Origin of the sequence: Paenibacillus sp. FSL R7-0340, from assembly GCF_038002205.1 — a bacterium.
Classification (GTDB): Bacteria; Bacillota; Bacilli; order Paenibacillales; family Paenibacillaceae; genus Paenibacillus; species Paenibacillus polymyxa_B.
In genome coordinates, this window is record NZ_JBBOBY010000001.1 from 2,943,908 (window position 1) to 2,958,819 (window position 14,912).

Annotated in this window: 11 protein-coding genes; 9 read left to right on the forward strand and 2 right to left on the reverse strand. The window is 44.7% G+C overall.

Features of this window, described 5'->3' with window-relative positions:
• The first annotated feature begins 28 nt into the window (after positions 1–28).
• From pdhA to MKX59_RS13360, 8 genes are all read left to right on the forward strand, one after another.
• A complete protein-coding gene (gene pdhA, locus MKX59_RS13325) occupies positions 29–1,096 on the forward strand; it encodes a pyruvate dehydrogenase (acetyl-transferring) E1 component subunit alpha (protein ID WP_340858477.1) in 1,068 nt (355 codons plus the stop codon).
• A gap of 100 nt (positions 1,097–1,196) precedes the next feature.
• Positions 1,197–2,177 (forward strand): alpha-ketoacid dehydrogenase subunit beta, encoded by a 981-nt coding sequence (locus MKX59_RS13330; protein ID WP_013310510.1) that lies wholly within the window; start codon positions 1,197–1,199, stop codon positions 2,175–2,177.
• Positions 2,178–2,211: 34 nt separating this feature from the next.
• Complete coding sequence (locus tag MKX59_RS13335; RefSeq protein ID WP_028541707.1) at positions 2,212–3,825, forward strand: 2-oxo acid dehydrogenase subunit E2; 1,614 nt, start codon at positions 2,212–2,214, stop codon at positions 3,823–3,825.
• Positions 3,826–3,828: 3 nt separating this feature from the next.
• The gene (gene lpdA / locus MKX59_RS13340) at positions 3,829–5,250 is read left to right on the forward strand and encodes a dihydrolipoyl dehydrogenase (RefSeq protein WP_023988970.1); all 1,422 of its coding nucleotides are present in this window, start codon (positions 3,829–3,831) and stop codon (positions 5,248–5,250) included.
• 254 nt (positions 5,251–5,504) lie between these two features.
• Positions 5,505–6,299 carry a thymidylate synthase gene (thyA, locus tag MKX59_RS13345; RefSeq protein ID WP_340858478.1) on the forward strand — a complete coding sequence of 265 codons (795 nt, stop codon included), beginning with the start codon at positions 5,505–5,507 and terminating at the stop codon, positions 6,297–6,299.
• Between the two features lie 17 nt (positions 6,300–6,316).
• Positions 6,317–6,805 (forward strand): dihydrofolate reductase, encoded by a 489-nt coding sequence (locus MKX59_RS13350; RefSeq protein ID WP_340858479.1) that lies wholly within the window; start codon positions 6,317–6,319, stop codon positions 6,803–6,805.
• Positions 6,806–7,043: 238 nt separating this feature from the next.
• Positions 7,044–8,531 (forward strand): glutamate synthase subunit beta, encoded by a 1,488-nt coding sequence (locus tag MKX59_RS13355; RefSeq protein WP_023988967.1) that lies wholly within the window; start codon positions 7,044–7,046, stop codon positions 8,529–8,531.
• Positions 8,532–9,094: 563 nt separating this feature from the next.
• The gene (locus tag MKX59_RS13360) at positions 9,095–11,443 is read left to right on the forward strand and encodes a type IA DNA topoisomerase (protein ID WP_028541705.1); all 2,349 of its coding nucleotides are present in this window, start codon (positions 9,095–9,097) and stop codon (positions 11,441–11,443) included.
• 69 nt (positions 11,444–11,512) lie between these two features.
• Here MKX59_RS13360 and MKX59_RS13365 read toward each other — a convergent pair whose 3' ends face one another.
• Positions 11,513–12,277: an HAD family hydrolase gene (locus MKX59_RS13365; protein WP_028541704.1), complete on the reverse strand. Its 765-nt coding sequence runs from the start codon at positions 12,275–12,277 to the stop codon at positions 11,513–11,515.
• A 66-nt stretch (positions 12,278–12,343) separates the two neighbouring features.
• Positions 12,344–13,261, reverse strand: coding sequence for a hypothetical protein (locus MKX59_RS13370; protein WP_023988964.1), 918 nt, complete (start codon positions 13,259–13,261; stop codon positions 12,344–12,346).
• A 437-nt stretch (positions 13,262–13,698) separates the two neighbouring features.
• Here MKX59_RS13370 and MKX59_RS13375 point away from each other — a divergent pair, with 437 nt between their 5' ends.
• Positions 13,699–14,856, forward strand: coding sequence for an MFS transporter (locus MKX59_RS13375; RefSeq protein WP_023988963.1), 1,158 nt, complete (start codon positions 13,699–13,701; stop codon positions 14,854–14,856).
• The last annotated feature ends 56 nt before the right edge of the window (positions 14,857–14,912 follow it).

The window sequence follows — 14,912 nt, forward strand, 5'->3', positions numbered from 1 at the left end:
TTCAAATTTTTTTGTTGAGGTGAAGAAAATGAGCAAGGTTCCTTATGAAGTTTACACAGAGGAAGTTGAGGCGCTGTCCGTACTTTCTCCGGATGGTGAAATTATCAATAAAGATATGTTGCCTAAACTTACAGATGATCAATTGAAAGAAATTATGTATCGAATGGTATTTACACGTACTTGGGATGACCGTGCCGTTAACTTAGGCCGTCAAGGACGTCTCGGTTTCTACGCTCCGGTATCCGGACAAGAAGCAACCATGATTGGTAGCGAATATGCGCTCCAAAAAGAAGACTTTATTGCTCCAGGCTACCGCGATATTCCGCAAATCGTTTGGCATGGCCTGCCATTATACCAAGCTTTCTTGTATTCCCGTGGTCATCAACACGGAGGCCAAGTGCCGGACGGTGTTAATGTGCTGATGCCGCAAATCATCATTGGCGCGCAAATCTTGCATGCTATGGGTATTGCGATGGGTTACAAACTGAAAAAGCAAAAACAAGTCGCCATTACATATACAGGTGACGGCGGTTCTTCTGAAGGTGATTTCTACGAAGGCCTGAACTATGCTGGTGTATACAAGTTGCCAGTTATTTTCTTTGTGCAAAACAATGGTTACGCAATCACGACTCCATTTTCAAAACAAACGGCTGCTCTTTCGATCGCTCATAAAGCAGTAGCTGCTGGTATTAAAGGTGTGAAAATTGACGGCATGGACGTGCTTGCAGTTATTAAAGCCGTTCAAGAAGCTGCAGAACGTGGACGTAATGGTGAAGGTGCTACATTGATTGAAGCTGTAACGTACCGTTTCCGTCCGCATTCCCTTTCTGATGATGCAACAAAATATCGTTCCAAAGAAGAAGAAGGCGAATGGAATGCGAAAGATCCGATTGCCCGCTTTGCGAAATACCTTCAGAAAAAAGGTCTTTGGACTGAAGAAGATACAGCTCGCGTAAAAGAAGAAGCTAAGGCAAAAGTGAACGAAGAGATCAAAAAAGCCGAGAAAACAGAGAAAATGACAATTCCTGGCCTGATTGATAGCATGTTCGAAACAACGCCTAAGCACTTGGAAGAACAAAAAGCTGATTTTAAATAATTGAACTTAAAAGAGACCGGGCGGTAACCCGATCCGGTCTGCTTTTCGATTGACCTGAACTGAAATTGATCTGTCAATGTTTAAGGAGGAAATGAAGCAAATGGCACAAATGAACATGAAAGAAGCGATTCGTGACGCACTGCGCGTAGAGTTGAAACGCGACCCTAACGTCCTGCTTTTCGGTGAAGACGTAGGTCATGTAGGTGGCGTATTCCGCGCTACGGAAGGTCTGCAAAAAGAATTTGGCGAAGAACGTGTATTCGATACTCCGCTAGCGGAATCCGCAATCGGGGGTCTTGCTGTGGGTCTGGGTATTCAAGGCTTCCGCCCTGTAGCTGAAATCCAGTTCGTAGGCTTTATCTTTGAAGCACTCGATCAAATGGCAATTCAAGCATCCCGTATGCGTTACCGTTCCGGTGGACGTTACAATTCTCCAATCGTATTCCGTACACCTTTTGGTGGTGGTGTTAAGGCAGCCGAGCTGCATACAGATTCCTTGGAAGGTCTTCTGGCTCAAACACCTGGTATCAAGGTTGTTGTTCCTTCCAACCCTTACGATGCAAAAGGCCTTATGATCGCGTCTATACGCGACAATGATCCAGTATTTTTCATGGAGCATTTGAACCTGTATCATGCATTCCGCGCTGAAGTTCCTGAGAATGATTACACAGTTGAACTGGGCAAAGCTAATGTAGTTCGTGAAGGTTCCGATGTGACGATCATTACTTACGGTATGATGGTACACACTTCGATTAAAGCTGCTGATGAGCTGGAAAAAACAAAAGGTATCAAAGTAGAAATCATTGATTTGCGTACCATTAGCCCGATTGACATTGATACCGTTGTTGCTTCTATTCAAAAAACCAATCGTGCCATCGTTGTTCAAGAAGCGCAAAAGAGTTCCGGTGTAGCTGCTGAAGTTATTGCACAAATTAACGAAAAAGCAATCCTGCATCTGGAAGCACCCGTTCTGCGTGTAGCAGGTCCAGATACCGTTTATCCTTTTGCTCAAATTGAAGATACTTGGTTGCCAACGCCAACACGTATCATTGATGCGGTTAATAAAGTATTGGAATTTTAATTAAAGCACACCGTAAATTTGGGAGGTTTTAAACGTGGCTAAATTTGAATATAAATTCCCGGAGCTAGGTGAAGGTCTTCACGAAGGCGAAATCATCAAGATTCACATCAAGCCCGGCGACAAAGTAACAGATGAAGATATCATCATGGAAGTACAAAACGATAAGGCTGTAGTTGAAGTTCCTTGTCCGGTTAATGGTACAGTACAAGAAGTATTTGCCAAAGACGGCGACATCTTTAACGTAGGTCAAGTCGTAGCTGTAATTGATGCAGAAGGTGAACTTCCTGAACAAGAAGATGCACCAGAAGCACCAGCTGCTAGCCCTGAACCAAGTGCTGCTGCACAAGGCGGAGCTGCAGGTACAGCTAGATTTGAATATAAATTCCCAGAGCTGGGTGAAGGTCTTCACGAAGGCGAAATCATCAAGATTCACATCAAGCCCGGCGACAAAGTAACAGATGAAGATATCATCATGGAAGTACAGAACGATAAGGCAGTAGTTGAAGTTCCGTGTCCAGTCAATGGTACGGTTCAAGAAGTATTTGCCAAAGACGGCGACATCTTTAATGTAGGTCAAGTTGTGGCTGTAATCGCTGCAGAGGGCGAACTTCCTGAACAAGAAGATGCACCAGCTGCTGTGAAACAAGAAGAGGATGCTGCAAAAGGCGGAGCTAACACAAAACCAGCTGCAACACCTGCTGCTTCTAACAAAGACGTATTGGCTACACCTAGCGTCCGCAAATTTGCTCGTGAGCAAGGTGTAAACATCGCTCAAGTGAGTGGCTCCGGCAAAAATGGTAAAATCACCAAAGAAGATGTAGAAGCTTTCAAAAATGGTGGAGGTCAAGCGGCTGCACCAGTAGCGAAAGAAGCTGCAAAAGCACAAGAGCCTGCTAAGAAAGAAGCGAAAGCTGCAGCACCATCTGCACCAGCAGCAGATCCACGTGCTGAGGAAGAGCGCGTACCATTTAAAGGTATCCGCAAAGCTATTTCCAATGCTATGGTTAAATCGGCTTATACGGCTCCGCACGTTACGATTATGGATGAAGTAGATGTAACTGAACTGGTTGCTTTCCGTACTCGTATCAAACCAATTGCTGAGAAGAAAGGCACAAAAGTAACATACCTGCCATTCATCGTAAAAGCTTTGGTTGCTGCTTCCCGTCAATTCCCGGCTCTGAATGCCACGATCGACGAAGAAGCAAACGAAATTGTCTACAAAAAATACTACAACATCGGTATCGCTACAGATACAGACAACGGCTTGATCGTTCCTGTTATCAAAGATGCTGATCGTAAGAGTATCTGGATGATTGCTGATTCCATTCGTGATCTAGCTGTGCGCGGTCGTGATGGAAAATTGGCTGCGAATGAGATGAGAGGGAGCACAATCTCAATCACTAACATCGGTTCCGCAGGCGGTATGTTCTTTACTCCAATCATTAACTTCCCTGAAGTTGCGATTTTGGGTACTGGCCGCATCAGTGAAAAAGCAGTCGTGAAAAACGGTGAAATTGTAGCTGCTCCAGTAATGGCTCTTTCCTTGAGCTTTGACCACCGTATTATTGACGGTGCAACTGCTCAAAACTTCATGAACTATATCAAACAGCTGCTCGCTAACCCTGAGTTGCTTGTTATGGAGGTGTAATCAATGGTAGTAGGAGACGCTTCTCTGGATATTGACACATTGGTTATCGGTGCGGGTCCTGGCGGCTATGTAGCTGCCATCCGTGCCGCACAATTGGGACAAAGCGTATTGATCGTTGACAAATCTGAGCTGGGCGGTGTCTGTCTGAACCGTGGATGTATTCCATCCAAAGCTTTGATCTCTGCAGCTCATCAATACGAAGCAGCTAAACATGGCGAGTCTTTCGGTATTACGGCTGAGAACGTAAAAGTAGACTTTGCTAAAACACAAGAATTCAAAAACGGTGTTGTTAAGAAAATGACAGGCGGCGTAAGTGGCTTGCTCAAAGGCAACAAAGTTGAAGTTTTCAATGGTGAGTGCATGTTCATCAACGAAAACGAAGCGCGTGTATTCAACGAACATGAATCACCACGTTACCGTTTTAAAAATGCAATTATCGCAACAGGTTCCCGTCCAATCGAACTGAAACCATTCCCATTTGGCGGACGCATTCTGTCTTCTACAGAAGCATTGAACCTGCCTGAAATTCCGAAAAGCCTGATCGTAATCGGTGGTGGATACATTGGTGCAGAACTTGGACAAATGTACTCCAAATTCGGTTCCAAAGTAACGATCATTGAAGGTATGGATACAGTGCTTCCTGGTTTCGACAAAGATATGACTTCAATCGTTGCGAAAAGCATGAAGAAAACTGGCATCGAAATCTTCACTGGCGCTAAAGCGGAAAGTGCAGAGCAAACAGATAAAGACGTAACAGTGAAATTCTCCGTCAACGGCGAAAGCAAAGAAGTAACTGCTGATTATCTGCTTGTAACTGTTGGACGTCGTCCAAACACTGACGGTGAACTGGGTCTGGATCTGATCGGCCTCGAACTAGATGAGCGCGGAATGGTGAAAGTTGACCACCAAGGACGTACTAGCATTCCTCACATCTTTGCAATCGGCGATATCGTAGCTGGTCTTGCTCTGGCGCACAAAGCTTCTTACGAAGGTAAAGTAGCTGCTGAAGCAATCGCAGGCGAGCCGTCTGTAGTAGATTACAAGTGTATGCCGGCTGTCGTTTTCACAGATCCAGAATGCTCCAGTGTAGGCTACACAGAGACACAAGCCAAAGAAAAAGGCTACAATGTCAAAGTTGGCAAGTTCTCTTATGGAGCAAACGGTCGTGCGGTTTCCCTGAACGCTGCTGAAGGTTTTGTGAAAATCGTAGCTGACGCTGACACAGGTCTGGTACTGGGTACGCAAATCGTAGGTCTGGAAGCTTCCAACCTTATTGCTGAGCTGGGTCTGGCGATTGAAATGGGTGCTACACTCGAAGATATCTCCTTGACTATTCATGCTCACCCTACATTGGGCGAAATCGTTATGGAAGCAGCAGAAGTCGTGCTGGGTCATCCGATCCACGCATTGGCACCACGTCGCTAATACCATTTTTCATTATCTCGTTTTTGGTTTTCATACATGACAAAGAGAGGCAAGGAGCGCTATATCTGCGCTCTTTGTCTCTTTTTTTTCAAACTTTAGGATTTTCAGGACTACAATGAAAATTCACACAGTACATGGTCAACGAAGCACCGTACATGATAAACTAAATATAGATATTGGTGCAGAAAAAGAATTTTAAAGATTAGAATCTGGCGATGCCAGGTTTTTATTCATGCTCAAAGGAGAGGAATAACGTGCGTAACTATTTGGAACTGCTGGAGGATATTTTAGAGAATGGAGTAAAAAAAGAGGATCGTACAGGAACGGGTACACTATCTGTTTTCGGAAGACAACTTCGTTTTGATCTGGCCAAGGGCTTCCCCTTGGTGACCACCAAAAGAGTACATTTGAAATCCGTTATTCATGAGCTGTTATGGTTTTTGCGGGGAGATACCAACATTTCTTATCTCAAAGAGAACGGAGTTACCATTTGGGATGAATGGGCCGATGAGCAGGGCGATCTGGGGCCTGTATATGGATCGCAATGGCGCTCGTGGGAAACAACAGATGGACAACATATTGACCAAATTTCGAATGTCATTGAGGCTATTAAAAATAATCCGGATTCACGTCGACACATCGTCAGTGCTTGGAATGTGGCTGAAATCGAATCGATGAAGTTGCCTCCATGTCATTTTGTATTTCAGTTCTATGTAGCTGGAGGGAAACTTTCCTGTATGCTAACGATGCGTTCTGTGGATACCTTTTTAGGGTTACCGTTCAATATCGCAAGTTATGCATTGCTAACGCATATGGTTGCACAGCAGTGCGGTTTGGAGCCCGGCGAATTTATTTGGTCAGGCGGCGATGTGCATATTTATTCAAATCATATGCAGCAAGTGCATACGCAGTTGGAACGTGATCCTTATCCGTTGCCTCAGTTGAAAATTCTGCGCAAGCCGGATTCGATTTTTGATTATACCTACGACGATTTTGCTTTTGAAAATTACGAGTATCATCCAGGGATTAAGGCGCCTGTCGCCATCTGATTAGAGGAGGTGGAAAAATGGGCATTTCAATGATATGGGCTATGGCACAAAATGGTGTGATTGGCCGGGATAACAAACTTCCCTGGCGCCTCCCTAGAGACATGGCCTTTTTCAAAGAGCAGACGATTAATAAAACGGTACTCATGGGACGCAAGACGTGGGAATCCTTTGGAGGAAAAAGCCTGCCAAACCGACGTAACGTCGTCTTGACTCGAGATCAGCGCTATCAGGCAGAAGGTGCAGAAGTAATTCATTCACTGGAAAAAGGGCTCCAATTAGCAAAGCAGGAGGAGTTAATGGTCATTGGAGGAGCGGAGATTTATTCACTGTTTTGGCCACATGCTGATCGGCTGATTGTGACTCGGATTGAGGAGACTTTTGAAGGCGATACAACCTTCCCTGAGCTGGGTTGGAACGGCTGGAATATAGTCAGTGAGACCCCGGGTATCAAGGATGACAAAAATCCCTATGAGTATCGTTTTGTTGTTTACGAGAGAACGGAATAAGAATAGACTGTATTCGACCCCACTCATTTGAAAAATTAATAAACCATATAAAAAATCCTTTTGGCTGTTGATGCAGAAAGTTGCATAAGTTTTCATCACTTTTACGCTGTATTGTGATACAATAAATCAAATTCAACGAGAACAGACCCTTTCATAATACAAACAGACAAATTCGAATTTGACTTAAATTCTGAATGGATGATCGGGGTTCATAAGCGAAGAGATGGGGGAACGTAACATGTCTACACCAACTGGATTTATGGAATACACACGGCAGCTTCCTACAGACCGGGACCCGGCAGAACGTATAAAGGATTGGGAAGAATTCCATAAGCATATGTCTGAAGAAGAGCTGCGTACCCAAGGGGCGCGTTGTATGGACTGCGGAACTCCTTATTGTCATACGGGGATGGATATCATGGGAGCAACTTTAGGCTGCCCGGTTCATAATCTCATTCCGGAATGGAACAATCTCGTATATCGTGGTTTGTGGAAGGAAGCGCTAGAGCGGCTGCACAAAACGAATAACTTCCCGGAATTCACAGGTCGTGTCTGTCCTGCGCCATGTGAAGGTTCGTGTACAGTCGGCCTGATCGGACAGTCTGTTACAATTAAAACCATTGAGGAAGCTATTATCGAAAAAGGCTTTGAGGAAGGTTGGGTCGTTCCTAATCCGCCAGAAAAGCGTACAGGCAAACGTGTGGCTGTTGTTGGTTCGGGTCCGGCAGGTTTGGCTGCAGCTGCTCAGCTTAACAAAGCAGGGCACAGCGTGACTGTGTATGAGCGTGCGGACCGTGTGGGTGGATTATTGATGTATGGAATACCGTCTATGAAATTGGATAAGAAGGTTGTTCAGCGGCGTGTGGATTTGCTAGAGGCTGAAGGTATTCAATTCATCACAAATACGGAAATCGGCAAAGATATCCCTACCGATCAGTTGATTGCTGAATATGATGCGGTTGTCCTATGCGGTGGTTCTACGAAGCCAAGAGAATTCAACATTGAAGGTAGCGATTTGAAGGGTGTTCATTATGCGATGGACTATCTGAATGGTACCATCAAAAGTTACTTGGATTCCAACCTGGAAGATGGCAACTATTTGTCCTCCCAAGGTAAAGACGTTATTGTAATCGGTGGTGGTGATACGGGTTCAGACTGTGTAGCTACTTCTTTGCGTCATGGTTGTCGGAGTGTCACTCAATTTGGTACTCACACCAAAGCGCCTATGGAGCGTGACCCGATTGCCAATCCTTGGCCACAATTTCCAAACGTGTATTCTCTCGATTATGCACAGGAAGAAGCGAAGGCGCTGTTCGGAGAAGATCCGCGTGAGTTCTCCATCATGACGACCAAATTTGTAGGTGATGAGAACGGTAATTTGAAAGAGCTACACACCATTCAAATTCAACGGATTGTTGATGAAACGGGCCGCAAAATCTATCAACCGATTCCAGGTACGGAGCGCATATTCCCTGCACAAATTGCTCTTATTGCCATTGGATTTGATGGTCCTGAGCAAACGATTGTAGAGCAAATTGGTTTGGAGACGGATCGTCGCTCCAACGTTAAAGCACGTTATGGAAAATATGTTACCAATGTAGATAAGGTTTTTGCTGCAGGTGATATGCGTCGCGGACAAAGTCTTGTCGTGTGGGCTATTAATGAAGGTCGCGAAGCTGCACGAGAGGTTGATAAATACCTCATGGGCGCTACCGTTTTGGTGTAATTATAAATTTTATGTTACGGATCAGTCAAAGCTCCATCTTCGGATGGGGTTTTATTGTATTTCAAGCTGAGTGTCTCAGAAGTGAAAGATGAATAAATGTTTATTGGTCTACAATATTTTTCTCAATTAATTTTCTATGGTGGTATGTAAAGTATTGTGAAATGTATGTTATATAATATGACTTTTATTCAGTTGTGTAATCATATATCTCTTATATAAAATGATCATAACATAAAAAAGAGTGTTTAGTGTAGCTTTTTTATAGAAAAAAGAATTAATTCACAAGAAAATTAGATAAAATCCGATATTTATGTAATATAAATTAACATATACATAACTTTTATTGACTGTTTAAAATCATGACCTGAGAGAAGCATGGCATCTATGGTATAATACACGTATATTGTTGAAGCGTTTGACTAAATGAATTTACAAAGGAGCTTTCATCGGGAGAAGGCTCCTTTTGCATGAGGCCAGGATACCTGTGTTTTCATTAACATTCCATGTATATGTATGATTCATGGAGGAGAAACAGAAGGCCGTCAGGAAGGAATGGAGTATGAATGAAGACGTTGATTATTGCTGAGAAACCAGATATGGGACGGACGATTGCCGCTGTTATGGAGCCGCGGGCTAAAAATAACCGTACCTATTTGGAAGGTGAGAAATACATTGTAACCTGGGCGATCGGACATTTGTTGGGTTTGGCTGAGCCGGATGCATACGATGATAAGTACAAACGATGGAATATTAAGGATCTTCCTATTATCCCTGAGCAGTTCAAAATTGTACCGAATCCGAAAACAAAAGATCAGCTGAAAATGATTGGTGAACTGGCTAAACGCTGCAATGCTATCGTAAATGCTTGTGATGCTGGACGGGAAGGGCAATATATTTTTGCGTTGATTCAGCAGCAATTGAAGTTGCATCAGCCAGTTAAGCGGCTGTGGATTTCAGATTTGACAGCGGAAAGTATTGCGACAGGCTTTGAACGATTGCGAGATGCTTCGGAGTTTGAATTTCTGACTCAAGCTGCGAGGGCACGAAGTGAAGCGGACTGGCTGATCGGAATGAATGCTTCCAGAGCGTTCACAACACGACATAATACACTGCTGTCAGTAGGACGGGTGCAGACTCCCGTGCTGGCACTGATTCATGACCGGGAAAAGGAAATTGAGGCATTTCAGTCTCAAACCTTCTATGATGTGTGGGCTGAATTTAAGCAAGAACAGATCAAGTACAAAGGTGCGTGGCAGGGGGATCGGTTGACGAAGCCAGAGGAAGCTGAGGCGATCGCTGCGGCCGTTCGTGGAAAAACAGGTAAAATCACCAAATATGATACTAAGCAGACAAAAGAGTATCCTTTTAAATTGTACGATTTAACGCTGCTTCAACGCGAGGCGAATGCCAAGTACGGTTATTCGGCCAAAAAAACACTGGATGTGGCACAAGCGCTTTATGAGCGACACAAGGTCATTTCCTATCCGCGTACCAATTCTAACTATGTGACAGAGCAAAATATAGACGGCATGCACAAGGCACTACGGATGCTGGGGACAGGTCCTTATGCTGATCTGGTACAACAAGCCAACCCCAATTTGGTCCATAAACAGAATAAATCGGTCTGCAATCCATCTCGTGTTGAGGATCACCATGCTATTCTGCCGACGTTAAAAAGGCCAGGAACGTTAAACAAGGAGGAGCAAAATGTATATGACCTGGTTATTCGCAGGTTTTTGTCACATTTTTTCCCACCTGCTGAATACAAAATGCATACCGTAATGACACAGGTGGACAAGCATCTGTTTAAAACAAATATCAAAGAGCTTCTTTCCTTGGGATGGAAAGTGGTTTTGAGTAAGGCTGATCAGGATAAAGGTAAAAAGAGCAAATCACCGAAAAAAGAGGATGAAGAGGAAACGGACGAGTGGACGGATAAGAAGTTTGAGATTGATGCGGGGCGTCCCGTGGATTGTGTTCGGGCCGAGATGAAAGAAAAGGCGACTCAGCCCCCTAAAAGCTACACGGAGGGTACATTGCTTAAGGCGATGGAAAGCGCGGGCAAACAGATGGAGAATGAGGAATTGCGTGAGGTCATGAAGGACGCCGGTTTAGGCACACCTGCGACGCGGGCCGCCACAATTGAACGATTGAAAAAGGTTGGCTATATTGAAATGAAGGGCAAAAAGATTCTTATTACGGAAAAGGGAAAGATGGCTATTGACCTGATCCGTCATGCTGGGGTTGATCTATTAGCCTCGCCGGAGATGACTGGTCAATGGGAACGTCGTCTACACCAAATTTCCAAAGGAGAGGCGGCTCAAGAGAAGTTTATGGATAACGTTAAAAGATTTACGTTGTCCATCATTGACAAGGTGAGGCAGCAGCCACCGGCTCCGGCAAATGCCTTTGGCGAGGAAGCAAGGGGAAAGCGTGCAGCTGGAAAAGAAGGCGCACGTAATGCACGCGCGAGTGGAGGCACCGCCGCTAAAGGGGTGGGGCGTGCTACATCAGGACGCGGTGGAAGCGCAACGCTGGAGCAGGCAGCAGCACCAGCAAGTCGTGCTGCGGGAACAGCGGGTTCCGCTGCACGCAGCTCCTCCGAAGGAGCCTCAGGCTTTTCGGTGAGCCAAAGGCAAGCTTTGGGTAGCTGCCCACGCTCTAATTGCGGCGGAAGCATTATAGAAGGCCGCAAAGGGTATGGGTGCAGCCACTACAAGAAGGGTTGTGGCTTTGTCGTCTGGAAGGAATATGCTGGAAAGCAGATTACCGGAACGATGCTCAAATCTCTGTTGACGAAGGGACAGACGCAATTGTTGTCTTTTAAGCGTAAAGATGGATCGACCGTGAAAGCGCGAATTGTTCTGAATGAGCCAGGTACAGGACAACTTAGCGTTCGAGAGGAATCCTGAGACAGGGTTTAGACCACCATTTTGGCTGAATCAAAGGTTGAATAACATTTTAAAAACAAAAAAGGGACCCTATCCGAGGGTCCTTTTTTGTTGATGCAATTGTATGCTTTCGTGGATAACTCGTGGTACTTCCGTTAGCTTCTGTATCGTATACATCACGGAGTTCACGTTTTTTTGCAATTCAACCATATTGTAAATCCATTCCTTAGGCTGCTTGAGATACACAGCATGAATACCTGCGGCAAGGGCTGGAGATACATCAGTGCGCAGAGAATTCCCGATCATCCAGGTGATGCTTCGGTCCAAGCGATTCATCTGGATGATTTCTTCCAGTGCTTCGACATTTTTATGCTGGCGAATGTAGATGCGCTCATTAAAGTAGGTAGCCAGTTTCATTTGTTCAATCTTTCTTTCTTGAATGATCTGCTCACCCCCAGTATAAAGGTGGAGGGAATGCCCTGCTTTTTGGAGGGAGTTCAACGTTTCGACCATGCCTGGATACGGTTCGATTTCCTGTTCGTACACACTTCGGCCAAGAGAGCGAAGCTCCTGCTCTTCCCGAAAATCGAGACGGCGTCCGAATTGTTCCGAGAAAAATTGGTACGTATCTATCAGAGATTGTGGAAAATGCTCGCTGGCAAAGCCCACTTGATGAACTCCAGCCACATCAATTTCGATTTGTTTTTCACGAATCGTATTTTTCGTTAGATTATGAGTTGCAAACCATTCCTGAAGCAAATCGAAAAAGTGGTTGAGGATAAGGTCAAAATACTTGTTGCAGTGGACTAAGGTGTCATCAAGATCAAATAAAATGTGCTGCTTCGGATACGACATGATGCATACTCCTTCCAAGCCAAAGCTTTAACGCTGCTTTGGTTATAACTAAAAGTACAATTCAAATTACAATCCAATATAGGATTCCAAAAATACCTGTAAATCAGCCGCGCCATCGGGACGGATGCTGAATTTTTCCTTATGATAACGTCCGATGTGAATACGGAGCAGACCAGCCACTCGTAAAATCATCATATCAGACATGAGTGTATCTTCCAAACGGCTCAAATCATGGCGCATATCTTCGAGAGACTTAGGACCTTGAGCTACATAACGCAGAATTCGCAGCCGCTGCGGATCATTGACCGCACGAGTGAGCCGTAGCAGAAGCGTAGGCGGTTCTTCCTCGCTCTCCTCGGGAATATCTACTGGATACTGGATCAGCAGTGTGCGGGTATAAAAACAGTATGAATTAATCGGGCGATTATGGACAACCGGAAATAGGACTACTGTATCCAGGTCTTCCATGTGTGGCACGACTAGTCCAGCTGTCGCATACTCAACCAGTGCTTCCGGTTCCATTTTACTCAGTAGCATGCGCTTTTCCGCAGCGTCTTCTTCTGCCAACACACGTAGTTCGCCTTCCAAGGCCCGAAAATAATCACGATCCCACAATTTGAGGAGTGGTGCGTATACCTTACGAATGCGTAAAGATTCTTCAAAGGTTAAAAAAGGGATATGCGGAACGAGCAGCTCAAACATATCTTTATCCGGACCGTGGTCCAAATAAGAGATATAATCAGATATTTCATCCGATTCCGGTCGAAGTAACGCCCAGGCATAGAGTGCGTCATAATCGCTAAAAGGGCAATCCTGAGCTGTAGCAAGCTCAGTACGAACTTCATGTTGTAGTCGTGCATCCACCTTGTCGATCCATTCATGGCCCAAGTCCATATCTTGGACCCACTTTTTAGTCACATAGGCCATGAAGCTGCCGAGCAATTCATAAATTGGAGAAGTGTCTATTTTAATTTGATAACTCATGGAACCCAATGCCTCCTATTCTGTCTTCTAGCCCAGAGCGGTGAACGTAATTAAGCCCGTCCATAAGCAAAACATGAGCATTTTAATAATTGCTCACTTATTTATTATGGCTTGTTCTGCCAGGGATTGTCCACTATAATATGAAATAGTGCGTTGTGACGTGAATGGGTTCGGATTGAACATACGAGGCTCCTTAACCAAAGGAGTCGGATACATACCAGACAAGCTCTTTCCGTAAAATCGTCATCTCAGATGGCGATTTTTTTCTTCTATTCTCTAATACACTAATTACACCTGAATTTGTATGTGTTTGTCGGTTTTGCAGGACGGTATGGAATACATAGTGATAAGAATTATTATTGATTATGGAATCAAATGCAAATCATTTCTTAACATTAATTTTAATTATTTTATTTGTTCGATCAGGAGGAGCTAGGATGTCGTCGTCGTTACGGGTTCATTATTTTATTTTAATTGCTGTTATTATTGTTGCTGGATTATGCCAAGGTTTATTATTACCTATTCTGTCTATCTCGTTGGAACAAATGGGAGTTTCATCTTCACTAAACGGAATGAATGCGGCTGCCCTGTATATTGGCTCATTCGCAATGACGTTGGTGGCAGAACGGACATTGGGCTTGTTAGGGTTCAAAAAGCTGATGGCCGGAGGGCTTGTGCTAGTGCTCATTACGCTGCTGCTGTTCCCGCTAATCCCTGATATTCGGGTATGGTTCGTACTGCGTCTGCTAGTAGGTATTGGTGACAGTGCACTGCACTACTCTGCGCAGCTATGGATATTGCTGGTGACTCCAGCAGAGAAGCGAGGCCGCAACATTTCCTTTTATGGTATGTCATACGGTCTGGGTTTTGCATTAGGACCATTGGGATTATGGCTACTCGATTATGGAATGCTGGTTCCATTCGCTGCGTTGGCCTTATTGTGCTTGCTTGTCTTGCTGTTGGTGTTAATTAAGCTGCCGGACTCCAGACCGGAGAAGCTGGAGTCCGAGGCACGTCCCACTCAAAGATTTCGTCGCAGTTACAGCTGGGCATGGTACGCTCTTTTGCCAGCATTTCTATACGGCTATATGGAAGCGAGCCTGAACAGTAACTTTCCAGTCTATGGCCTACGTATTGGCTTTCATACCGATGAAATCGCCGCCTTGCTGCCGTTCGTCAGTTTGGGAGGGTTAGTGCTGCAGCTACCGCTAGGGATACTGAGTGACCGTTGGGGACGTAAAAAGGTGCTAATGAGCGTAGGTATAGCAGGGGGAATAACCTTTATGTTGCTACCATGGAGCGGTAATCATTTTATGTTCACTTTGATATTGCTGACCCTAGCAGGTGGTTTAGTAGGCTCCTTTTTCTCCCTCGGTTTGGCCTATGCCGCTGATCTGCTGCCCAAATCATTTTTAGCAGCCGCGAATGTACTGGCATCCTTTCACTTTAATCTGGGAAGTGTGATCGGACCTAATATTAGCGGAGGATTGCTGGACTATGGAACTCAAGGCAGCATGTTTCTTGTCCTTGGAGGTAGTTACGTTGTTTTCGGATTGTTAGGTCTGTTTTCCAGAAAAAGAGTACCGGCGGTTTAAAACTGCGGTTTGCATGGTATTTGTTTCACATTTACTATAAAATATAAACAGTATTG

Excerpts from the sequence above, each read along its gene's own strand:
- pdhA (WP_340858477.1), top strand. The coding sequence starts at position 29 with ATGAGCAAGGTTCCTTATGAAGTTTACACAGAGGAAGTTGAGGCGCTG.
- MKX59_RS13330 (WP_013310510.1), top strand. The coding sequence starts at position 1,197 with ATGGCACAAATGAACATGAAAGAAGCGATTCGTGACGCACTGCGCGTA.
- lpdA (WP_023988970.1), top strand. The coding sequence starts at position 3,829 with ATGGTAGTAGGAGACGCTTCTCTGGATATTGACACATTGGTTATCGGT.
- MKX59_RS13350 (WP_340858479.1), top strand. The coding sequence starts at position 6,317 with ATGGGCATTTCAATGATATGGGCTATGGCACAAAATGGTGTGATTGGC.
- MKX59_RS13355 (WP_023988967.1), top strand. The coding sequence starts at position 7,044 with ATGTCTACACCAACTGGATTTATGGAATACACACGGCAGCTTCCTACA.
- MKX59_RS13360 (WP_028541705.1), top strand. The coding sequence starts at position 9,095 with ATGAAGACGTTGATTATTGCTGAGAAACCAGATATGGGACGGACGATT.
- MKX59_RS13365 (WP_028541704.1), bottom strand. The coding sequence starts at position 12,277 with ATGTCGTATCCGAAGCAGCACATTTTATTTGATCTTGATGACACCTTA.
- MKX59_RS13370 (WP_023988964.1), bottom strand. The coding sequence starts at position 13,261 with ATGAGTTATCAAATTAAAATAGACACTTCTCCAATTTATGAATTGCTC.
- MKX59_RS13375 (WP_023988963.1), top strand. The coding sequence starts at position 13,699 with ATGTCGTCGTCGTTACGGGTTCATTATTTTATTTTAATTGCTGTTATT.